At 28.6% G+C, this 21,341-nt stretch carries 22 protein-coding genes and 1 tRNA gene; 19 read left to right on the top strand and 4 right to left on the bottom strand.

Annotation, left to right across the window (positions count from 1 at the left end; translation table 11 throughout):
• Positions 1 to 123: 123 nt before the first annotated feature.
• From G594_RS0101670 to G594_RS0101660, 3 genes are all read left to right on the top strand, one after another.
• Positions 124 to 1,257 carry a site-2 protease family protein gene (locus tag G594_RS0101670; RefSeq protein ID WP_027096964.1) on the top strand — a complete coding sequence of 378 codons (1,134 nt, stop codon included), beginning with the start codon at positions 124 to 126 and terminating at the stop codon, positions 1,255 to 1,257.
• Positions 1,250 to 1,753 (top strand): hypothetical protein, encoded by a 504-nt coding sequence (locus tag G594_RS0101665; protein WP_027096963.1) that lies wholly within the window; start codon positions 1,250 to 1,252, stop codon positions 1,751 to 1,753. The genes G594_RS0101670 and G594_RS0101665 overlap by 8 nt, the downstream gene beginning before the upstream one ends.
• A 94-nt stretch (positions 1,754 to 1,847) precedes the next feature.
• The gene (locus G594_RS0101660) at positions 1,848 to 2,033 is read left to right on the top strand and encodes a hypothetical protein (RefSeq protein ID WP_027096962.1); all 186 of its coding nucleotides are present in this window, start codon (positions 1,848 to 1,850) and stop codon (positions 2,031 to 2,033) included.
• A 151-nt stretch (positions 2,034 to 2,184) separates the two neighbouring features.
• Here the strand turns inward: G594_RS0101660 and G594_RS0101655 are convergent, their stop codons facing one another.
• Positions 2,185 to 2,877 (bottom strand): GntR family transcriptional regulator, encoded by a 693-nt coding sequence (locus tag G594_RS0101655; protein ID WP_242829687.1) that lies wholly within the window; start codon positions 2,875 to 2,877, stop codon positions 2,185 to 2,187.
• A 124-nt stretch (positions 2,878 to 3,001) separates the two neighbouring features.
• Here G594_RS0101655 and G594_RS0101650 point away from each other — a divergent pair, with 124 nt between their 5' ends.
• Together G594_RS0101650 and G594_RS0101645 are read left to right on the top strand one after the other, a co-directional pair.
• On the top strand, positions 3,002 to 4,399 hold the full coding sequence (locus G594_RS0101650) for a glycoside hydrolase family 1 protein (protein ID WP_027096960.1): 1,398 nt from the start codon (positions 3,002 to 3,004) through the stop codon (positions 4,397 to 4,399).
• Between the two features lie 215 nt (positions 4,400 to 4,614).
• Entirely contained in the window at positions 4,615 to 4,950 is a 336-nt protein-coding gene (locus G594_RS0101645) for a hypothetical protein (RefSeq protein WP_027096959.1), read from the top strand.
• A 1-nt stretch (position 4,951) separates the two neighbouring features.
• Here G594_RS0101645 and G594_RS0101640 read toward each other — a convergent pair whose 3' ends face one another.
• Complete coding sequence (locus tag G594_RS0101640) at positions 4,952 to 5,215, bottom strand: DUF1294 domain-containing protein (RefSeq protein WP_027096958.1); 264 nt, start codon at positions 5,213 to 5,215, stop codon at positions 4,952 to 4,954.
• A 516-nt stretch (positions 5,216 to 5,731) separates the two neighbouring features.
• On the opposite strand from G594_RS0101640, the gene G594_RS0101635 reads away from it, so the two are divergent.
• From G594_RS0101635 to yqeK, 4 genes are all read left to right on the top strand, one after another.
• Positions 5,732 to 6,190: a hypothetical protein gene (locus G594_RS0101635; RefSeq protein ID WP_027096957.1), complete on the top strand. Its 459-nt coding sequence runs from the start codon at positions 5,732 to 5,734 to the stop codon at positions 6,188 to 6,190.
• A gap of 282 nt (positions 6,191 to 6,472) precedes the next feature.
• Entirely contained in the window at positions 6,473 to 6,859 is a 387-nt protein-coding gene (locus G594_RS0101630) for a GntR family transcriptional regulator (protein WP_027096956.1), read from the top strand.
• Between the two features lie 11 nt (positions 6,860 to 6,870).
• The gene (locus tag G594_RS0101625; RefSeq protein WP_027096955.1) at positions 6,871 to 8,256 is read left to right on the top strand and encodes a PH domain-containing protein; all 1,386 of its coding nucleotides are present in this window, start codon (positions 6,871 to 6,873) and stop codon (positions 8,254 to 8,256) included.
• Positions 8,257 to 8,394: 138 nt separating this feature from the next.
• Entirely contained in the window at positions 8,395 to 9,009 is a 615-nt protein-coding gene (gene yqeK / locus G594_RS0101620) for a bis(5'-nucleosyl)-tetraphosphatase (symmetrical) YqeK (RefSeq protein ID WP_034865801.1), read from the top strand.
• Positions 9,010 to 9,106: 97 nt separating this feature from the next.
• Here yqeK and G594_RS18170 read toward each other — a convergent pair whose 3' ends face one another.
• Positions 9,107 to 9,895, bottom strand: coding sequence for a putative ABC transporter permease (locus tag G594_RS18170; protein WP_051195875.1), 789 nt, complete (start codon positions 9,893 to 9,895; stop codon positions 9,107 to 9,109).
• A gap of 206 nt (positions 9,896 to 10,101) precedes the next feature.
• Between G594_RS18170 and G594_RS0101610 the strand changes: the two genes are divergently transcribed.
• The 5 genes from G594_RS0101610 to G594_RS0101590 all read left to right on the top strand — a co-directional run bounded on the left by G594_RS0101610 (position 10,102) and on the right by G594_RS0101590 (position 14,056).
• A complete protein-coding gene (locus tag G594_RS0101610) occupies positions 10,102 to 10,299 on the top strand; it encodes a helix-turn-helix transcriptional regulator (protein ID WP_027096953.1) in 198 nt (65 codons plus the stop codon).
• An 11-nt stretch (positions 10,300 to 10,310) separates the two neighbouring features.
• On the top strand, positions 10,311 to 10,721 hold the full coding sequence (locus G594_RS0101605; protein ID WP_027096952.1) for a DUF2178 domain-containing protein: 411 nt from the start codon (positions 10,311 to 10,313) through the stop codon (positions 10,719 to 10,721).
• Between the two features lie 108 nt (positions 10,722 to 10,829).
• Entirely contained in the window at positions 10,830 to 11,957 is a 1,128-nt protein-coding gene (locus G594_RS0101600; protein ID WP_027096951.1) for an aminopeptidase, read from the top strand.
• Positions 11,958 to 12,088: 131 nt separating this feature from the next.
• Positions 12,089 to 12,748: a TVP38/TMEM64 family protein gene (locus G594_RS0101595; protein WP_051195874.1), complete on the top strand. Its 660-nt coding sequence runs from the start codon at positions 12,089 to 12,091 to the stop codon at positions 12,746 to 12,748.
• Positions 12,749 to 13,066: 318 nt separating this feature from the next.
• The gene (locus G594_RS0101590; RefSeq protein ID WP_027096949.1) at positions 13,067 to 14,056 is read left to right on the top strand and encodes a Gfo/Idh/MocA family protein; all 990 of its coding nucleotides are present in this window, start codon (positions 13,067 to 13,069) and stop codon (positions 14,054 to 14,056) included.
• 36 nt (positions 14,057 to 14,092) lie between these two features.
• Here the strand turns inward: G594_RS0101590 and G594_RS0101585 are convergent, their stop codons facing one another.
• Positions 14,093 to 15,160, bottom strand: a complete 1,068-nt coding sequence (locus G594_RS0101585) for an NAD(P)H-dependent flavin oxidoreductase (protein WP_027096948.1) — start codon at positions 15,158 to 15,160, stop codon at positions 14,093 to 14,095.
• 163 nt (positions 15,161 to 15,323) lie between these two features.
• Between G594_RS0101585 and G594_RS0101580 the strand changes: the two genes are divergently transcribed.
• The 5 genes from G594_RS0101580 (at position 15,324) to G594_RS0101555 (ending at position 21,330) form a co-directional block, all read left to right on the top strand.
• A tRNA-Trp gene (locus tag G594_RS0101580) sits at positions 15,324 to 15,398 on the top strand.
• 256 nt (positions 15,399 to 15,654) lie between these two features.
• Entirely contained in the window at positions 15,655 to 16,800 is a 1,146-nt protein-coding gene (locus G594_RS19465; protein ID WP_051195873.1) for a GH25 family lysozyme, read from the top strand.
• Positions 16,801 to 16,934: 134 nt separating this feature from the next.
• Positions 16,935 to 17,117 carry an alpha/beta-type small acid-soluble spore protein gene (locus tag G594_RS0101565; RefSeq protein ID WP_027096947.1) on the top strand — a complete coding sequence of 61 codons (183 nt, stop codon included), beginning with the start codon at positions 16,935 to 16,937 and terminating at the stop codon, positions 17,115 to 17,117.
• A 387-nt stretch (positions 17,118 to 17,504) separates the two neighbouring features.
• The gene (locus G594_RS0101560; RefSeq protein WP_027096946.1) at positions 17,505 to 18,638 is read left to right on the top strand and encodes a metallophosphoesterase family protein; all 1,134 of its coding nucleotides are present in this window, start codon (positions 17,505 to 17,507) and stop codon (positions 18,636 to 18,638) included.
• Positions 18,628 to 21,330, top strand: coding sequence for an AAA family ATPase (locus G594_RS0101555; RefSeq protein WP_027096945.1), 2,703 nt, complete (start codon positions 18,628 to 18,630; stop codon positions 21,328 to 21,330). Before G594_RS0101560 ends, G594_RS0101555 begins: the two co-directional genes overlap by 11 nt.
• Positions 21,331 to 21,341 lie beyond the last annotated feature (11 nt).

Here is a 21,341-nt window from a genome sequence, read left to right as displayed (position 1 = left end):
AATAATAAAAAACAAATAATTGTTACCTTAATTCTATATTAAATTACTATTTATTTTTTTTGAAGTGGAATAAACTAATGTATAATTAAATAAGTGGAAATAATAAGGAAAAGTAGGGGGATTATGAATAAATCAAGTAGTGAAAAAAATAAAAATAAAAAAAGAATTTTATTCTTTATAGGCTGTATAGTTGTAGGTTTTTTGGGAGGAGTTTTTCTTGGAAAAACAATAAGTCTTAAGAGTATAGGTTTTAGACCAATTGATTTTTTTATAATATTAATATCTTTGTATGTGTGGATGTTTATATCAATTAATATTCATGAATTTGGTCATTTTATTTTTGGTAAAAAAGCGAAATATAAGTTGATTGGATATTCAATTGCTTGTTTTAATTGGTTTTACGAAAATGGGAAAGTAAAATTTTATTTGAAATTTAATAAAGAAATTGGTGGACTATGCTGCATGATGCCAACTAAAGAGAGTACTAGAAAGGATCATCTTTTATTTATTTCTGGAGGAGTTATTTTTAATTTTATAAGTATATTACTTATGTTGTGTGGATTGTTTTTAATGCCTTCTGGAAAAGTGCTATTAAAAGGAATATTAATTACAGGAATAGTTGTAACTAGCTTGTTAGCTATAATTAACTTTATTCCAATAAAATCTGTAGGAATAGCTACCGATGGTAATATTCTTTGGAGTATTTTAAGAAATGAACCTTCAGGACAAATTTACTTAAAAATTTTAGACGTAACTAATAAATTAAGGTTCGGAGTGAGTTTTAAAGACTTAGATTTAAACTTTGATATTAAAAGCAGTGAAAAAGTAGATGTGACAACAATACAAATAGTGTTATATGAATATTTTAAAGCTTTGGATTTAGACAATATAGAAGAAGTGAAAAACAACATAGAGTTTTTGGAAAATCATATTGATATTATTCCAGAGTACTCAAGACCAGGATTTTATAACGAATTTATATATTACTATTCTGCAATAGAATTAAGAGAAGAAAAAGCAAAAGAATATTTTACGAAAGCTAAAAAATTATTACTTAATGATAAAGATATCAATGGTAGAAGAACTTTAGCGTCATATAAGCTGTTTATTGAAAATGATTATGAGGAAGCAAAAATATGTTGTTTTGATGGATTATCAGTAAAGGATAAGTTCCCATTTAAGGGACAAGCGTTATTGGAAGAGAAACTTATTATGAAAATATTAAATAAAGTTAATGGGGGGAATAATAATGAATAACAAAAAGTATATTTTGGGGATTGCTTTAATTGTAATAGGTATATTAGGAATAGTAGACAAAATATTTAATATAAGGTTGTTTACTATGGAAACTTTATGGCCAATCTTTTTGCTAGTACCAGGATTGTCTTTTGAAGTGGCCTATTTTGCAAATAGGAAAAGCCCAGGAATGTTAGTGCCAGGAGGGATTCTAACTACATTAGGATTACTTTTCCTATTTGAAGAGATAACTAGATGGCGCTTTTCAGCTTATACTTGGCCAATTTATACTTTAGCTGTAGCAATAGGTTTATTTCAATTATATTGGTATGGTGGGAAACAAAAGGCTTTATTGATTCCTATTTGTATATTATCATTTGTTACCTTTGGTGCATTTTTTTCTATGATATTTGGAAATGTATTTCATTGGATGAATAGATCTTTAGTGTTTCCTATAATACTAGTTGCAATTGGATTATATATGGTTTTTTATAATAAAAAAGAAGAGGAAGAATAGAGAATTTAATGATTTTAATACAGTGATTTCATAGCATTAATATTTGTCCACTACAGATAATATAAGTGTAATCAAAATTGAGGAGGGATATATTATGAGCGAACATAATTGTCACTGTCATCATGATAAGAATCATGAACATCATTGCCATCACAACCATGGAGCAGATGATTTAAACTGTAACAGAGGAAGCATGGTAAATATCTGTAACTGTGGATGCGGACATGGAAAAGATGAAAAACCAAATCCAAAGAGTGCTACAAATAATCAATGGTCTTAAAGGCTGGTGATTAGAGTGAGTGAAAAAAAGTGTAAAAGCTGTTCAAGTCAGCAAGAATTAGAAAAAAAGAGAAATGGTAACGCTAAGAAAAATCATAAATAAAATAAAAGCTACAAAACAATCTGTTTTGTAGCTTTTACTTTATGAAAATTTATCTTTTTGCATAGTAAGTTATATTATTATCTCTATGTTTATTTATTGAATATTCATAAGGTCTTCCATTAGTTAAATAGCCTGTATTTTCAATTTGAAGGGCTAAAGAATCCTCTGGTAATTGCAAATATTCACAATCTTTTTTAGAAAGCTTTATAGCACTAATATTTTTAATAGCATGACTTACTTCGTAATCAAAGGAGTTTTCTACATAATGAAGTAAACTATGTAAACAGTCCTCTTCCTTTAAGTCTGGTAAAAGAGAATAAGGAATAAATGTTTCCTCTGTATGTGATGGAGTTGTAGAAACGTATCTTATTCTAATGATAGACCAAACTTTAGACCCTTCATCCAACTTTAACATGTTACATATCTCAGGCGTAGCTATTTCTAATTTGAATTTTACCACTTTAGATGTAACGGAACTTTCTCCATATAATTCAAGTAAAGATGAAAAGTTTAAACTGTGATTAGATGGTAAGGAGTTTATGTAAGTTGGACCACCATGAATTCTTCTTAAATATCCTCTTTCAATTAGATTTTCAGTAACTTTTCTAATAGTATGTCTATTACAGTTATATTTTATAGCTAATTGACTTTCTGATGGCATTCGTTCATCAACTTTATATTTTCCTAAGGTAATGTCTTCTATTATATCTCTTATTATTTCCTTACTTTTCAACAAAACCACCTCATAAATGCTAAATGTTTCATATTTAATTTTATCATTAGTAAAATTTATTGTATAGACAAATAGTTACTGTGGAATAAAAATTGTATAGAATAAAATTAAAGAAAGGGCAGGAGGTAATGGCATGGAAAAGAAATTTATATTTCCAGAAAATTTTTTGTGGGGGTCAGCAACATCTGGACCACAATCAGAAGGGCGTTTTAATAAAAAACATGATAGTGTGTTTGATTATTGGTATGATATAGAACCAGATGCTTTTTTTGATAAAGTAGGACCAAACGTTGCATCTAATTTTTATAATAGCTATAAAGAAGATCTAGCTATGATAAAGGAAATTGGATTAAATTCTTTTAGAACATCAATCCAATGGACTAGATTAATAAAAGATTTTGAAACTGCAGAAGTTGATGAAGATGGTGTAAGATTCTATAACGATATGATAGACGAATGTTTAAAGAATGGACTTACTCCAATTATGAATTTACATCACTTTGACTTACCTGTTGAATTATACAAAAAGTATGGTGGATGGGAATCAAAGCATGTAGTTGACTTATTTGTTAAATTTGCAGAAAAGGCATTTGAGTTATTTGGAGATAGAATAAAGTATTGGACTACATTCAATGAACCAATAGTAGTTGTTGAAGGGCAATATTTATATAAATTCCACTATCCATGTTTAGTAGATGGTAAAAAAGCTGTTCAAGTTATGTTTAATATAAATCTTGCATCAGCAAAGGCTATTGAAGCTTATAGAAAAGGTGGATATAACAAGGATGGAGGAAAGATTGGAATAGTACTTAATTTAACTCCTTCATATCCAAGATCAGAAAGTAAGGAAGATTTAGCTGCAGCTAAATTTGCAGATGATTTCTTTAACAATTCTTTCTTAGATCCAGCTATAAAAGGTAAGTTCCCAGAATATTTAGTTGAAAAACTTACAGAAGATAAGGTTTTATGGGAAGCTACAGAGGAAGAAATGGCTATAATAAAGAACAACACTATAGATTTCTTAGGTGTTAACTATTATCAACCAAGAAGAGTTAAGGCTAAGGAAGAAGCATATGACGAAACTTTAGGTTGGATGCCAGATAAGTATTTTGATAACTACATTATGCCAGGTAGAAGAATGAATCCATATAGAGGATGGGAAATCTACCCTGAAGCAATGCATGATATAGCTATGAATTTAAAGAATAATTACAACAACATTCCTTGGTACATTTCTGAAAATGGAATGGGCGTAGAGGGTGAAGATAGATATAAAAATGAAGATGGAATAATAGAGGATGATTATAGAATCGACTTTATTAAAGAGCATTTAGAGCACCTTCATAGAGGAATAGAAGAAGGATCAAACTGTTTTGGTTACCATACATGGACACCAATAGACTGCTGGTCATGGTTAAATGCCTATAAAAACAGATATGGATACATTTCAGTTGATTTAGATACACAAAAGAAGACAATTAAGAAGTCTGGAAGATGGATTAAAGAAGTAACTGAAAATAATGGATTTTAAGAAGTACTAGAGAAAAAAATTAAGGTACTAGAGAAAAATTAAATTAGATACTATAGATAAAGCTGCCTGAAAAGGCAGTTTTTTTATTATATACTTAAGTATTTTGTAAGAAATAGATTAGGAGGTTATGTGCTAAAATGAGGAATATAAAGTAAAAGTGGAGGGGCTTATGGAAAAGAATAACGAGATAAATATTAAGGATAAGTTTCTTAAGAATGTATGTAAAATTTGCGGAATTACTTGTAGCATTATCAGCCACATTTCTTATATTTATATGGATAAAGATAAAAACAAAATATAAATTAATTAAATTATTTTCTAATCTTATTTGTACATTAGCAGTTATGATATTTATGATTGGGCTAATACTTATAAGCATAATGTATACTCATGAGCATAAAGATAATGGACTAATAGCAAGAGTACACACTGGTATTCATTATACAAATGTGTATTTTTTTGAAGATATAAATATTTTTATTATGAAAGAGTCTAGTAGAGAAGAAGAAATGTATGATGGAAGCTATGATAGATATGCTAGTGATAATTAGATTACTTAATTATCATTATTATGCAAAGAATATTTACAATTAGTAGTACTGGTACGCCAATAGTAAATTTCTTATGCTTAGTTTTATGTCTAAATGTATACATACCTATAAGAATTCCAAGTGCACCACCTATTAGGGCAGTAAGCATTAGTGTATTCTCACTAATCCTCCATTTATTTTTTACAGCTTTTCTTTTATCTAAAAACATTAATATAATTCCTATTAGATTGATTGAAATAATATAATTAGCTAACAATTTAAACATAATTCACCTCTACAAATAATTCTAAAATATCATACCATAACCTTCCAGATAAAATAAATAAAAAAAATAATTTTCTTACAACAATCGACAAACTTTTCGGAAGAAATATGATAACGTTATAATTGAAGGTAGGGGAATTAATATAAATATATTAATAACTTTCAATTAGAAGTATAAAAGAAGAATGAGAGAGAATAAGGGAAAAGTTCTTATAGATAAAACTATAAGAATTTTTTGTTTATAGAAATAAAAAATAACAAGCTTTAGAGGCTTGTTATTTTTTAATATAGGGGGATTCATATGGGTGTGTGTTCCATATGAATTTTATAATTTATGATTTCATTAATATTATGGACAAGTTCACAGGTTTTATTCATAAAAATAAGAAATAAATAAAATTGTTAATAAAATAGGATAATTAGGATTAATTAATAAAAGTTATTATTTATAATTGACTGTTTAAAAAATGAGGAGTATTATGAAATTAATAAAAGTGGAATAAAGGAGGAATATTTTATGAAGCTTATAAAGGATTTAGTTGTAAGTGTAAATGATAGAATTCTGTTCATTATTGGTGGTTTATTATGGACTTTTGCTGGAGCAAGAATTTTTACTTTAGGGTATGGAGATTTATTTAATAATTCGCAGAATCCATTTAGTTATATATTAGGAACTATAATTGTATATATACTTTTTTATAATTTTATTTTTTCTAAGATGGTTAAAAAACATCTAAAAAGAATAATAGATAGTGCAAAAGAGAAGTATTGTATTTTTTCATTTTTTGATATTAAAGGATATGTAATTATGGCTATTATGATAGCTGGGGGAATAACAATAAGAAGTTCAGGAATTATTAATCCTGTCTATTTAGGAAGTTTCTATTTAGGTTTAGGTGGAGCTCTGGCTACTTCTGGAGTAATGTACTTCTTATCAGGGATAAATTATGAAAGAACATTAGCAACATTTAAATAGAATCTTTTGAGGGGGTAAGCGTACTAAGGTACGCTTTTTTTATTCTTTAGGAAATTATAGCTATTATTAAATTCTGGATAACTTCAGCAATTTAGGGATATGTTAACTCATTTTTTAATTACCTTTAGTAGGAGTGGGGGGGGGGGATATTTGTTTTGATGTGACTTAGAGCTTACGACGGAACGAGCAAAATAAATATCCCCCACATTTTTTATTATGAAGATATATTGTTATTAAGTATTATTTGTATTACAATATATAATACAAAGTGGAGGCGATAACATGATAATTAATTTAAACATGAATAGTGATGTACCTATTTATGTTCAGCTAAGAAATGAAATAGTTATGGGAATAGGACGTGGGGAACTAAAGAGAGGGGAAAGTCTTCCAACAGTACGCCAAATGGCAGCTGATATAGGTGTAAATACAATGACAGTAAATAAAGCGTATAAGATATTAAAGGATGAAGGATATATTGAAATTGATCGTAGACATGGTGCTAAGGTTAATCCAAGTATTAACTTATCTTTTGAATTTAAAGAAAAACTAGAAAGTGAATTAGAATTACTAGTAGCCGAATCAGTTCTTAAAGGAATAAGTAAAGAGGAATTTTTAAATATGTTCAATTCAGTTTTTGCAGGTATGAAGGGAATTGTAAATAATTAGGGGGGGGATTTGTGATATTTATTTTTTTATTTAGTGGATTAATAATTTTATTTACTATGTATTTTATAAATTTATCTGCCACAAAGCCTAATAACAATGTAGTAATTGGTGTAACCTTACCATATATGCAGCTAAAAGATGAAAAGGTATTAGAAATAATTAATAGATTTAAGAAAGAAAATAAATACCTAATGCTTGCTTCTGCAGTATTAATTATTCCAATGATATTTATAAAAAAATGTGATTCTTTTATAATAATATATTTTTTTATATGGACATTTTCACTAATTGGACTTTCGGACTTACTAATTAAAAAGTATATTAAGATACTTATGGGGGTGAAAAGAAGTAATAATTGGTATGTTGGAGAGAAGAATATAATTAGAATTGATACGAAAGTAACTAATTTAAAGGACAATATGCCAATATCAATATTATGGTTTATTCCTTCTGTAGTACTTTCTATTTTATATGTTATAAGAGCTTTTTTTAAGAGGGAGAGTATAGGAAATATTACAGTATATATAGCTTTAATAGGGTTATTAGTAATATTGATCTTTATGTTTTTATATAATAAGTATAGTAATATGAGAACCAATGTATACAGCAATAATACAGAAGTTAATATGTTGTGTAATAGAATTTACAAAAAGAAGTGGTCACTTTGTTGGATTGTAGTATCAACATGTAATAGTATAACTTTGGCTTTAATAATTGAAGGAATAATAGTAGAGACAAGCTTAGGATTTATATTATGTATAATAGGAATGTGGCTTACAATTTTTTCAGTAATTATAATAATATGCACTTCAATAAATATAAAAGAAAGTATAAATAAAGTTGTATATGCATCAGAGGACAGGTTATTTACTGATACAGATGAGTATTGGGAAGAAGGATACTATTGCAACCCTCATGATAACAGAATTATGGTTGAAAAGCGTATAGGAGTAGGCATGTGCTTCAACTTAGGAAATAAAAAGGGAAGAATTTTAAATTATGTCGGGAACATATTTGTAGTAATTCTTGTTGTAGGTATATGTCTATATTTATTAAGATTTGATATTAGTGGATTTAAGATGAATATAAATAATAATGTGATAAAAATAGAGGCACCATCTTATGAAATAGAATTTAATATTAATGATGTGGAAGGCGTGGAATTAATTAACGAAATGCCTAAAGCCACTATTAAGACTAATGGGATAGGAGGGAGCCACTATAGCATTGGATATTTTAAATTAGAGGGATATGGTAATACACCTATATATATTTATAGAAATAGCTCTCCTTATTTAAAAATTAAGTTAAAGGATACCTATGTGTTTATAAATGGGGAAAAGCCAGATATAACAAAAGAGTATTACGGAGAAATTAAGGAAGCAATAAAAAGATGAACTACCTTTGATAGTAGTTCATCTTTTTATTTGCAGTATAATAATAAAGAAATATATATTTAATACTTACTGTTTTTTATGTATAATTAAATAAATTTATGAGTTAGATAAATAGTAATTTAAAGGGTGGATTTAATTATGTCAATTATATTAGATGAATTTGATTATATAAATAGTATAGAGAAAACAGGGGATTTCACTAATGATGCATGTGAGCTTCTTGAAATAAATAATAAGAATCATACTAAAAAACATGTATTAGAAGTTGCTAAAACAAGTTTAAAGTTAGCTGATAGGTTTCTGCTAGATTCTGAAATATGTTATAAATCAGCGTTACTACATGATATTAGTTCAATAATAAAGCCAAAGGATATGATTGTGATAGCAAATGAAAATAATATGTGGTTGGATATTTCTGAACAAAAATATCCTTTTTTGTTACATCAAAGAATTTCTAAGTTAATAGCATTTCACTATTTTGATATTACAGAAAAAAATATATTATCTTCAATTGAATGTCATACTACATTAAGAAGTAAACCTAGTAAATATGAAATGATCTTATTTCTTGCTGATAAAATATCGTGGGATCAAGATGGAAAACCACCGTATATAGATATTATAGAAGATGGATTAAGTATATCATTAGAAAATGCATGTAAAAATTATATTAACTATGTATATGAGAATAATATGCTTTTATGTCCGCATAAATGGATGAATGAGGCACATAGGTATTTTGCAAGTATATGATAATTTCTAAATTGTAGGATTTAATTTCATATAAAGGAACAATCGTTAAGAAATAATGGATTAAAAGGACCGATAACTCGGTCCTTTTAAAATAATATTATTTTCTTCTAAATGTATTTCCAATTTTATCTTTTAATACTTTAAATGCTTCATTAAATTTCTTAGAACTAGCACTTGGATATGCTTTTATAATTTGTTTATGAAAGAAGTTGACTTTTTCAGCATATTTATCATATTCAACCTTTAATGAAGATAACTTTTCCTTTATTAGGCTTAAATCAGTAGAAGATAATGAAGAAGTCTTTTCCTTTATTTGGTTACTTAGTGTTTCCATTTCTTCTCTTATTTTTGTCATAAATTTTAATATCCTGTTTAAATCAAGTACGTTATAAGTAGAATATACAAAATCAAATATAAAAATTATTGAAGCTATAATTGATAAAACAATTATAGTTGTATTTCCTAAGTTGGATATAAGATTGGATATGGGAGCATGTATAATATAAACAACAAACAATGTTAAAACTCCCCAGAATAAGGAGCTAACTAAACAAATTCTACCTTTATAATTAAATTTATCATCAGTGTAATCCCAATATTTAATTTTAAATATTGTTTCCATTAGCCATCCAGTAAAATATTCAAGAATTGTAGTAGATATTAAACCAGCTATATAAACAAGAATAGGATGATTTATTAATGGGAGAGAGACAAATAAAATTAATATTGTGCCTGTACCGTAAATAGGTAAAAAAGGACCTTTTAAAAACCCTCTATTTATAAATCTTTTTTCTCTAGTTGAAACTATTGTTGATTCAACGCACCATCCTAAAAAACAATATATAAAAAATAGTAATATCCATTGAAATAAATTATAAGTATACATAAGATTATTTCCTTCCTAAAAAAAGTGTATTAATTAAATTATATCATTAGAAATAGGATAAAAATAACAAAAATATTAAAAAAATAATGTAAAGCATGCTTGACATAGATGAAGGAAAAGATTAGAATAAAGGTAAAGGAAACTTTACATTTGTGTAGTTTTGAAGTAAAGTGAGCTTTACATCAAGTGCTTTGTTGGAGGTGTTTATGAAAAATAAAATTAAGGAGTTAAGAGAAGAAGCTAAATTAACTCAGCAGGAATTAGGAGAAAAGTTAACAGTATCAAGACAAACAATAATATCTTTAGAAAATGGAAAGTATAATCCATCAATAATACTAGCGTTTAAGATAGCTAACATTTTTGGAAGGTCCATTGAAGAAATATTTATTTATGAAGAGGAATAGGAGGAGAGTGTATGTCAATTACAAATAAAAATAGAATTCAAGGGATAATTTTAATCTTGGTAGGAGTAAGTTTACTAATTGTCCACAAAATTCAAGGAGATGCTTTAGTTCATGAAGAATTAGTTTTTGGCTTTGGAATAGGATGTTTATCTGGTGGAGTTGCAGCTTTTTTAGGAACTTTCCTATTTAAGAAGGGAAAATATAATGAAAATTATAAAATTCAAGAAAAGGATGAAAGACTTCATCAAATATGGGATAAGGCTGGATATAGTGCATATAATCTATCATATTTAGTAGTTTTATTTATGTGTATTTTAGTATCAATATTTGAAATGTCAGCAATATCTATACTAATAGCCTTATTAGTAATTATGCCAGTAGCCCATATAGGATTTACCTACTACTATAATAAAAAAATATAGTATTTATTTAGTAGATCAACTACAAGGGGGACTAAGTTAAAACTATCTTTAGAGCAGTTAATGTGTGGTATAATTATCCTATTAAGTTTATTTTAGGAGGATGAGTGTATGGCAGATAAAAGGTTAAATAAGTTAGCAAAGCTGTTAGTTAACTACTCAACAGAAGTAAAACCAGGAGATTTGGTATTTGTATCAGCAGATGAAGTATGTACACCATGGGTGACAGAAGTAATAAAAGAAGCTACTAAAGCTGGGGCATATGTTGAATATAAATTAAGTTCACAAGAAGCTCGTGAGATGCAACTTAAATATTCAAATGATGAGCAATTAAGACGTGGTGATCTTATAATGGAGACAATACTTGAAAAAGCAGATGTATGGTTAAGTGCATGGGGAGGAAGAAATACTAGGGCATTTACTAATATGGACGCAGAAATATTAAAAAAATCTCAAGAGGGAGCAAAAAAGTGGAGAAGATTCTACTCAGATAGAATGGGTAGTGGTGAATTAAGATGGTGTGGTACACAATATCCAACTCAATCTGATGCCCAAGAAGCTTCTATGAGCTTTTCAGAGTATGAGGACTTTGTATATGGGGCAGGTTTACTTGAGGTTGATGATCCAGTAGCAGAGTGGAAGAGAATAAGTGCAGAGCAAGAAAGATGGGTTAAATATTTAGATACAAAGAGTGAAATTCATATAGTATCTGAAGGAACTGATATAAAAGTAAATGTTAAGGGAAGGAAGTGGATAAATTGTGATGGTAAGGCTAACTTCCCAGATGGAGAAATATTTACATCACCTGTAGAAGATGGAGTAAATGGATATATTACTTTTTCCTTCCCAGGAATTTATGCGGGAAAAGAAGTTGAAGGTATTAAGCTAATAGTTAAGGATGGAAAAGTAATTGAAGCTACTGCTAAGAAGGGGGAAGATTTACTTAAAAGCCTTATATCTATAGATGAAGGAGCTAGTAGGTTTGGAGAAGTAGCTATAGGTACTAACTATGGAATTAAGAACTTTACAAGGAATATGCTATTTGATGAAAAGATAGGTGGAACTGTTCATATGGCAATTGGAGATTCTATGGAAGAGGCAGGAGGAAAGAATAAGTCTTCAATTCATTGGGATATGCTATGTGATATGAGGAATTGTGGGAGAATTTATGCTGATGGTGAACTTTTCTATGAGAATGGGAAGTTTATTGATGAGATATTAATTAAGCATAATTTATAATATATTAAATAAAATAAAGGGAGGTGTTAATTCATCTCCTTTCTTATCTTTAGAAAAAATTAATAAACTTAAGTTTAAATATGTGATAGGATATTAAAAAGGGAACAATAACAGGTGTAAGGGGTTTATTAATGAAAAAAGAAAAGATTAATAAAATAAAGTTTACTATTTTTATTGCTTTTATAGTATGTATATTAGTTTGTGTTTTACTAAATTGGAATACTATTAAACATTTGAAAATTCATAAATTACTTAAGTATCTTGAAGGTATAGGTCCTGTAGCAATGCTTGTATATTTAGGAATGCATATTATAAAGCCTTTCCTTATAGTAATACCATCAAATATTTTAGCCTTAGGAGCAGGAATTGTATTTGGTCCAATAAAGGGATTTCTATTAACTATGTTTGGATTTTTTTTATCTGGAACAGTAGCTTTTTATATTTCTAGATTTTTAGGTAAGGACTTTGTTGAAAGTATCATTGGTGGGAAGTTAATGAAGTTAGATAACAATATGGAAAAGAACGGGTTTAAAATTTTATTTTTACTTAGATTGCCACCAGTGCTTCCATATGATCCATTAAGTTATGCTTGTGGTCTTACAAAGATAAAGTATTGGGACTTTATAATTGCTTCCGTAATAGGAGTTATACCAGAAACTATATGTTATTCAATAATAGGAAGGGAAGCACACAATCCATTATCACCAAAATTTTTGATTCCTATTTCAGTTTTAATAGTAGCAGTTGTAGGATCAAAGTTTATAATGGACAAAAGACATAAGATAAGTTAGACAGGTTAAAAAGATGATGATGAGAAATCGATAGACGATTTCTTTTTTTATGGAATTATAATTGACACTAACTTTTGGTAACTTCAACATTTTAATGTTATTTATATTTATTATATAAACTGTAAATAGCTTAAATATATAAATATAAGAATATATAAATAAGTAAAATTAGAAAAGAAATTTCTATATATTTTTGAAAAGGTTTTTCTTTAATAAGATAGAATTATATTAATAGCATAGTTGATCTACATGAAGTTAGGTATGCAAAAGATATATGGAAGAAACAATAAGAATAAAGCATAGGGGATGATAATTATTATGAGGAAAATTAAATTTGGAATTATAGGGACAAGTAATATATCTCATTGGTTTTTAGATGGAGCTAAAGAGTGTAAGGATTTTGAGTTAGTTGGAGTTTATTCAAGAAGTTTAAGTAAGGCAAAAGAATTTGGTAAACAGTACGGAGCTAAAATCTTTTTTGATAACTTAGAAGAGATGGCAAAGTGTGAAGAGATAGATGCAATATATATAGCGTCTCCTAATGCTATTCATGCATCACAGGCAATCTTGTGCATGAATAATAAGAAACATGTTTTAGTTGAAAAAGCCTTTGGATCTAATGTAAAAGAAGTTTTAGACATGATTAAGGCATCAAGAGAAAATGATGTTCTTCTTATGGAAGCAATGAAGACAGTACAAATGCCAAACTTCAAGATACTTAAAGATAATTTATACAAGATTGGTAAGGTGAGAAAGTACTTTGGTAGCTACTGCCAGTACTCTTCTAGATATGATAAATATAAAGCTGGAATTACAGAAAATACTTTTAAAAGAGAATTATCTAATGGAGCATTAATGGATATAGGGGTTTATACAATCTATCCAATGGTAGCCTTATTTGGAAAGCCTAATTCTATTAAGGCTGATGCTTATATGCTTAAAACAGGTGTAGATGGAGAAGGTTCTATAGTTTTCAATTATGATGAGATGATGGGAACTGTTCAGTATTCTAAGATATCAAACTCATATATTCCTTCAGAAATTCAAGGAGAAGGGGGAAGTATAATTATTGAACAAATTAATAGCTTTAATAAGATTATTATAAGGTATAGAGATGGTAGGGAAGAAGTAATTTCAAATGAGCAATTTGAAAAAGAAAGTATGTTTTATGAGGTGGAAGAGTTTATAAAGATTATTAAAGAAGGAAAGAGAGAGTCGGAAATTAATTCACATGAAAACTCAGTTAATACTATGAAGATCATGGATGAAGTAAGAAAACAGATAGGCTTAGTTTATCTAGCAGATTAATGTTAAAGAAGAGGTTGCCTAAAGCAACCCCTTTTTCTATGCATTTAATAAATCTTGTTTTAATTCATTCATAATATCTTTTACAGTAGAAATTTTATCTATTTTATATGCATTTTCTCCACAGAAGATTAAACCTTCATTTAAATTACCACGTACTGCTTGTATAAGAGCTTTACTTATACAGTATGGAGTTATTGCTGGATTACATGGAGCAAGACACTGATAACATTTTGTTATTTTAATTCTTTCTTTTCTTGTATGTTCGACAAATGGGTTTAATATAGCGCGTCCAGGCATACCAACGGGACTATTAACTATTGATATGTCTTCTTTTTTTGCATTAACATAAGCTTTTTTAAATGCTTCAGAAGCATCACATTCCTCTGTAGCAACAAATCTTGTAGCCATTTGCACACCATTGGCACCAAGTTTTAAGTATTTAGCTATATCATTACCGTCAAATATACCTCCAGCTACAATTACAGGTATATCTTTATTATACTTTTCTCTATACTTTTTTACTTCTTCAACTATTTGCACTACATTATTATCAAAATTTGCATCTTCAAGCTCAAGTTTATCTTTAGAGTATCCTAAGTGTCCACCTGCTTTAGGACCTTCTACAATTACCATATCGGCAGTGATATTGTCGTGCTTATCCCATAACTTTAAAAGAACTTTAGCAGACTTAGGAGTTCCAACTATAGGAGCAATTTTTACAGTGCTTCCCTTTGTTAGCTTTGGGAGCATAGTTGGAAGACCAGCACCAGATATGATAATATCAATACCAGCTTCAATTGCAGCATTAACATGTTCAGCATATTCCTTTGTAGCAACCATTATATTTACCCCTAGGATACCGTTTTTACATTTTTCTTTTGCTAATTTTATCTCTTCTTTTAATGCTTTTAAGTTACACTCTAAAGCATTATCTTCAAAGTTTTTATCTCTAAATCCAATTTGAGCAGCTGAAATAACACCTATTCCACCTGCGTTTGTTACGGCAGAAGCAAGATTTGAAAGTGATATTCCAATTCCCATTCCACCTTGAATTATAGGAAGAGGAACTGATAAATTTCCTATTTTTAATGGATTAAATTTCATAATATAATAACCTCCCAATAAATCTACAATCAAATATTTTGATAATCAAATAATTATAATTATTATAGTTTAAATTATTGACATATACAATATTTTTATAAAATATTTATTATTATAATTTGTTGACAGTAGTTAATTATCATGATAAAATTAACTTCGTTATAGGGGTATGGCTCAACGGTAGAGTAGTGGTCTCCAAAACCATTGGTTGTGGGTTCAAATCCTACTGCCCCTGCCACAAAAAGACTTAATGAATTTTCATTAAGTCTTTTTTTGTCTAGGAAATTAAATATGAAGGTACATTCTTTCTATAAATTTTTTATCTAAAATTAAAAATTATTTCTAAAAAAATTTTTGAAGATAGTTGCTAATTATAAATCTAGAGGCAATTCTAATAAGAAACTCCCTAAGCAAATTAATTAACATAGTTATACAAGAAGTAGTGGAACATTTATGAGATTTTACATATTTTAATAAAAAGGGGGTATATTTTTATGGAAAGTAGAAATTCAAATAATTTCAGAGGTATAGATGTGAGTAACTGGCAAGGTGATATTGACTTTGCTAAAGTTAAGCAAAGTGGAATTGAAATAGTATATATGAAAGCCTCTGAAGGTATAAATTTTGTTGATAAAAAATTAAATCAAAATTATTCTAGAGCAAAAGCTCAAGGTTTGAAGATTGGATTTTACCATTACTTTAGACCATCTTTAGATTCAAAGGCACAAGCAAGACATTTTGCTAATACAATTAGTGGCAAGGTATCTGATTGTAAATTAGCATTGGATCTTGAAGTTGCTGATAATTTTAGTAAGAGTGCATTAACAGATAAAGCATTAACATTTATAAATGAACTTAAAAGTTTAACAGGTTTAGATATAGTTGTATATACCTACACTTATTTTGCTAGGACGAATATTGATTCAAGATTGGGAGTTTATCCGCTTTGGATAGCTCACTATGGAGTTTCAACCCCAGGTAGCAATCCAATATGGAACAGTTGGGTAGGATTCCAATATAGTTCTACTGGCAGTGTTCCAGGTATATCAGGAAATTGTGATATGAATGAATTTAAAAATGGAATCCTTTTAAATTCTTCATCAGTTCCGCATGAACCAGAAAATAATTATGTAACTTATACAGTAAAGGCTGGAGATACTTTATCTGGAATTGCTACTATGTATGGAACAACTTATCAGGAGCTAGCTAAATTAAATGGTATTAGTGACCCTAATAAAATTTATGTTGGACAAGTTATTAAAATAATAAAAGGAACAAGTTCTTCTGGTGGAAATGTTTCATCTGCTACAATCTCAGTAGGTTCACGGGTAAAAATTATAGGATCTAATTATGCTACAGGTCAAGTTATACCAGCTTGGGTTAAAAATAATGTTTATACTGTGCAACAAATATCAGGAAATAAGGCTTTAATAAAAGAAATAACAAGCTGGGTTTATATAAGTGACTTAGTGTTAGTTTCGGGTGGGTCATTAGATCCTGTATACTACACTGTTAAATATGGAGATACTTTGTCTGGAATAGCAGCTATATATGGAACAACGTACCAAAAGCTTGCTGGATTAAATGGAATTTCCAATCCTAACAAGATATATGCAGGACAGAAAATAAGGGTTAAATAAACTAAAAATGGGTATTTTACCGTTTATTAATTCGTATAGTTAAGTGCTAGATGGACAATATAATAGTGTAAGATGAATTGAGTAGTAACTCAATAAATCTTAATAAAAATACCTTAAGCTGAGGAGGGATCAATATGTCAAACAAAGCATTAGTTCCAGAATCTAAATTAGGACTAAACAGATTCAAAAACGAGGTTGCACAAGAGTTAGGAGTTCCATTTTCAGATTATAATGGAGACTTAACTTCAAGACAATGTGGTTCCGTAGGTGGCGAAATGGTAAAAAGAATGGTAGAAGAATACGAAAGTAGATTATAAAAGCACCTAATGACTAACTTTAGAAGGACAGAATTACCAATGGAAATTACACCGCCAGAAAAATTTGCTTAACACGTATTCATCTACCGGGAGAATGACAATAGTCATTCTCCTTTTATTTTATAGTTTTATAAATTGAATTTAATAAGCTTTTAGTATTAGTTAAGTATTACATATCATTATGTCTATTTGTACATCAATAGTTAATAGACAAGCTCTCCATTCATCACTTTTATTAGAGTTTTCTTTTTATCTTACCACTAAAATTGAAACTTATATTTTAGCATGGAAAATAATTCTATGTGAATAGATGATACATAATATTCCTTATAAACATAAAATGTGGTAAAATGAGAACAAAAGTTCGATTGATTTGAAGGTGATTATATGAAAAGGATAAAAATAGTTCATACAGGTGATTTACATTTTGATACTCCTTTTAAAGATGTGGGAGAAAGTCAAAGTAGAATAAATAAAGAAGAATTAAAAGAGGTCTTTAGGAATATTATCCACTTTTGCAAGGAAAAAGCTGTGGATATTTTGCTATTAGCAGGGGATATATTTGATAATTTTACGTTAAATAGAGAAACTTTGTATTTTATTGAGCAATCATTAAGAGAAATCCATGAAATTAAAGTTTTTATAAGTCCAGGAAACCATGATCCATACGGAGACAAGTCTTTTTATAAATTAATAAATTGGCCCAACAATGTTTATATTTTTAAAGGTGATTTAGAAAAGGTATATTTAGAGAATTTAGATATAAATGTATGGGGGTATGGATTTAGAGAAAAGTATATTAGAGAATCTGCACTTAAAGATTTTTCAGAGCCTTCAGATAAAATAAATATTATGGTTTTACATGGGGAAATTTCAAGTTCCAATAGAGGGAATGAATATAATCCAATTACTTTTGATGATATAAGAAATAGTGGGATGGATTATATTGCGTTAGGCCATAGGCATAATTTTAGTGGTATAAACAAGGAAGGGCAAACCTTTTATGCCTATAGTGGATGTCCACAAGGTAGAGGCTTTGATGAATTAGGAGATAAGGGAATTATATATGGATATGTATCTAAAGGAACTGTAGATTTAGAATTTGTAAAAACATCTAAAAGAAATTATATTGAGGAGCATATAGATATTTCAGATTGTTTTGGATATGAAGAAGTTAAGAAAAGTATTATAGATTCTATTAAAGAAAGTGATAGAAAGCATAATTTATATAAAATAGTTCTTGAAGGAGAAATATCTCCAGACTTTTTAATAGACGAGGAATTGCTTAGGGAAAGATTAGGACTAGATTTTTATTATTGTAAGATAGTTGATAAAACCAGAGTAAAATATAATATTGAAGAGATTACAAAGGGATATTCAGTTAAATCTCTATTTGTAAAGAAAATAATGAATTTAATAGATTCAGCAGATACAGAAGAAGATAAAGAAGTACTAATGATGGCACTTAAAGTAGGATTATCAAGCCTATCTGAAGGGCAGGTGAATATGAATGATTATTAAAGAGTTAAAAATAGATTCCTTTGGTGGAGTAGAAAATAAGATTATACATTTAAGTAAGGGCTTAAACTTAGTTTATGGTGAAAATGAAGCAGGTAAAAGTACCATAGAAGAATTTATAAAGGTAATGTTATATGGTTTTCCTCAAAAAAGAGGTAAGGGCGATGGAGATAGAAAGAGATATTTACCCTTCAAGGGTGGCGGAATAAGAGGAGAGCTCACCCTTGAGCAAGATGGAAGAGAATATATTATAAAAAGGATGTTTGCATTAACTAAAAAAGAAGATACTTGTGAAGTTTTAGATGCTTTAACAGGAGAAGTTGCAAGAAATATTAATATAGAAGAGCCAGGAAAAAGTTTTTTAGGAGTAAATAGATCAACCTTTGAAAAAACACTATTTATTAGTCAGCTTGGGGTGTCTTTTGGAAAAGATAAAGAAGAGGAAATAATGGAGAGAATAACATCTCTATTTGGTTGTGCAGAGGAGGAGGTTCCAGCTGCTAAGGCACTGTCTAAGATAGAGGGAATAAAGAAAGAATTAACTACATCTAGAGGAGTAGGTGCTTTAGATGGGTTAAAAAAGAAGTATTCCTCATTATTAGAAGAAAGGTATGAGGGGTACAACATAGCAGAGCAAAATTTAAATTGGGAAAATGAACTTTTACTAGAGAAGGAGAAAAGAAAAACATTAAATGATGAGATAACAAAGCTTGAGTTATATAAAAAGTATTTAAAAAAGGTGAAACTTCATAAGGAATACAAGGATATAAGTGAGTACTTAAAGAAGTCGGAAGAACTTAAAAGAGAAGAAAGGGCCTTGGGAAACCTAATAGATGAGGATTTTATTGATGATCTTAAGGAGGATAATAGGCTTTATTTAGGGCTAATAGATAAGAGAGAAGAGCTTAAGGAAGTAGTAGAAGAAATAAAAGGGCAATTTAACTACAATAAAGAGGAGCTAGATAAATATAAGTTTTTAGAAATGTTTGATGATAACATTAAGGAAAAACTTATAAATCTTAAATATGAACAACAAAACTTAGAAGCTAAAATAAGCTCAATGAAAGCTTTAGAAGAATCCTTGGCTGAAGATGAAGGGGAGCTTTTAAAGAGAAGGGCTGTAATGAAAAACCTCCATGAAATGAGAGAATACATAGAGGAAATAGAGGAAGTGCTATCATCTTATGAAGATAAGCTAAAAGAAATAAAAGATATTCTTCAACAAAATAATATTCCTAAAAATTTAGATATAAAACTTAAGAAAAGTATGAGTAATATGTATTTAGGTGGGATTCTAGGGGGGATAGGTATAGTATTATCCTTTTTTGGAATACCTTTAATGATTTTAGGCATATTATTAATTTGCTTAGGAGCTTTTTTAGGGGTTAAAGGTTTTACTGAAGGTAATACCATTAAAGGAAAGAAGAATGCATCTAAAAGGGTAGAAGCTTTAACAAAGGAAATAGATTCAATAGAGTTAAGCTTAGATAGATACATGGAAAAAGTTGATGCAAAAGACTATGGAGATTTAATAACTGCTATAAGAAGATTTAATTCTTACAAGGAATATGAAGAAAGATTGTTACTTAGAATCGAAGAAAAGAAAAAAATGATAAATGAAGAGGGACTTCTTCAAGATAAGAATAGGTATAAGAAGAATTGTGAGATGATTTCATCAATAGAAAGACTATCCTCCTCTAAAGATTTAGATGAGGTGCTAGAAAAGGTAAATATTTTTGAAAGTTTGTCCATTACAAAAGAAAAGCTAGAAGAGGACCTGAACATAAAAACTGAACTTTTAAATGAGCTAAGTTCTAATATAGAAGTTCAAGAGGAAAAGCTTAGAGAAAAGCTAAAGACCATGGATTTAGACCTAGGAAATTTATTAGATATAGAGCTATATATAAAGGAATATAAGGAAAAGCTTAAAAAGAGAGCTGAAATTCATAGTAATATACTGTCTATTGAGGAAACTTATAAGGTATTACTAAAGGATAGAAATATTGCTGAGATTAAAGAAGAACTAAAGAGCATAGTTAATGATGAAAATGAATATTCTTTTGAATCAGAAGATGAGATTGAAAGGGAAGAAAAGAAAAAGTCAAGGGAATTAATAGATTGTGAAAAAAGAATAAAGGATCTTGAAAATAATATAGCTACTAGACTTATAGGAAAAAGAGATTTAGTAAAGATAGAAGAAGAAATACAAACTGTAGAGGGGGAAGTTAGAAAGGGTGATAAAAAAGTTAAGGCTTTAGATATAGCTATGGAAACTTTAAAAGAGTCCTTTAATGAAATTAGAAGAGAGGTAGGCCCTGAAATTAATAGAAGGATATTGGATAACTTTAAAAAATTATCTCTTAATAAATATGAGGATGTTAAGCTTGGCGATAATTATGAGATGCTTGTTAGAGATAAAGATAATCTCTTTAAAGGGAATTATTTAAGTAATGGAGCATATGACCAACTTTACTTATCCTTAAGATTAGCTTTTATAGATATGTTATTTAGTCATGAAGAATGTCCTATAATTTTAGATGATGCTTTTATTCAATATGATGATACTAGAAGAAAGAAGGCCATTGAGCTAATTTATAATAAAATAAAAGGCCAGGGAATAATATTTACTTGCCAGCAAAAAGAGAAAGAAATATTAGATGAGATCTGTTGTAAATATAATTTAATAAGTTTATAAGAATATGCACA

The organism is Clostridium paraputrificum AGR2156, from assembly GCF_000424025.1.
GTDB lineage: Bacteria > Bacillota > Clostridia > Clostridiales > Clostridiaceae > Clostridium > Clostridium paraputrificum.
This window is presented reverse-complemented; position numbering and strand designations above follow the sequence as displayed.

Excerpts from the sequence above, each read along its gene's own strand:
- G594_RS0101670 (WP_027096964.1), top strand. The coding sequence starts at position 124 with ATGAATAAATCAAGTAGTGAAAAAAATAAAAATAAAAAAAGAATTTTA.
- G594_RS0101610 (WP_027096953.1), top strand. The coding sequence starts at position 10,102 with ATGAAAAATAAAATTAAGGAGTTAAGAGAAGAAGCTAAATTAACTCAG.
- G594_RS0101590 (WP_027096949.1), top strand. The coding sequence starts at position 13,067 with ATGAGGAAAATTAAATTTGGAATTATAGGGACAAGTAATATATCTCAT.
- G594_RS0101565 (WP_027096947.1), top strand. The coding sequence starts at position 16,935 with ATGTCAAACAAAGCATTAGTTCCAGAATCTAAATTAGGACTAAACAGA.
- G594_RS0101555 (WP_027096945.1), top strand. The coding sequence starts at position 18,628 with ATGATTATTAAAGAGTTAAAAATAGATTCCTTTGGTGGAGTAGAAAAT.
- G594_RS0101600 (WP_027096951.1), top strand. The coding sequence starts at position 10,830 with ATGGCAGATAAAAGGTTAAATAAGTTAGCAAAGCTGTTAGTTAACTAC.
- G594_RS0101595 (WP_051195874.1), top strand. The coding sequence starts at position 12,089 with ATGAAAAAAGAAAAGATTAATAAAATAAAGTTTACTATTTTTATTGCT.
- G594_RS0101640 (WP_027096958.1), bottom strand. The coding sequence starts at position 5,215 with ATGTTTAAATTGTTAGCTAATTATATTATTTCAATCAATCTAATAGGA.
- G594_RS0101585 (WP_027096948.1), bottom strand. The coding sequence starts at position 15,160 with ATGAAATTTAATCCATTAAAAATAGGAAATTTATCAGTTCCTCTTCCT.
- G594_RS0101665 (WP_027096963.1), top strand. The coding sequence starts at position 1,250 with ATGAATAACAAAAAGTATATTTTGGGGATTGCTTTAATTGTAATAGGT.
- G594_RS0101650 (WP_027096960.1), top strand. The coding sequence starts at position 3,002 with ATGGAAAAGAAATTTATATTTCCAGAAAATTTTTTGTGGGGGTCAGCA.
- G594_RS0101560 (WP_027096946.1), top strand. The coding sequence starts at position 17,505 with ATGAAAAGGATAAAAATAGTTCATACAGGTGATTTACATTTTGATACT.
- G594_RS0101635 (WP_027096957.1), top strand. The coding sequence starts at position 5,732 with ATGAAGCTTATAAAGGATTTAGTTGTAAGTGTAAATGATAGAATTCTG.
- G594_RS19465 (WP_051195873.1), top strand. The coding sequence starts at position 15,655 with ATGGAAAGTAGAAATTCAAATAATTTCAGAGGTATAGATGTGAGTAAC.
- G594_RS0101660 (WP_027096962.1), top strand. The coding sequence starts at position 1,848 with ATGAGCGAACATAATTGTCACTGTCATCATGATAAGAATCATGAACAT.
- yqeK (WP_034865801.1), top strand. The coding sequence starts at position 8,395 with ATGTCAATTATATTAGATGAATTTGATTATATAAATAGTATAGAGAAA.
- G594_RS18170 (WP_051195875.1), bottom strand. The coding sequence starts at position 9,895 with ATGTATACTTATAATTTATTTCAATGGATATTACTATTTTTTATATAT.
- G594_RS0101605 (WP_027096952.1), top strand. The coding sequence starts at position 10,311 with ATGTCAATTACAAATAAAAATAGAATTCAAGGGATAATTTTAATCTTG.
- G594_RS0101630 (WP_027096956.1), top strand. The coding sequence starts at position 6,473 with ATGATAATTAATTTAAACATGAATAGTGATGTACCTATTTATGTTCAG.
- G594_RS0101645 (WP_027096959.1), top strand. The coding sequence starts at position 4,615 with ATGTATGTAAAATTTGCGGAATTACTTGTAGCATTATCAGCCACATTT.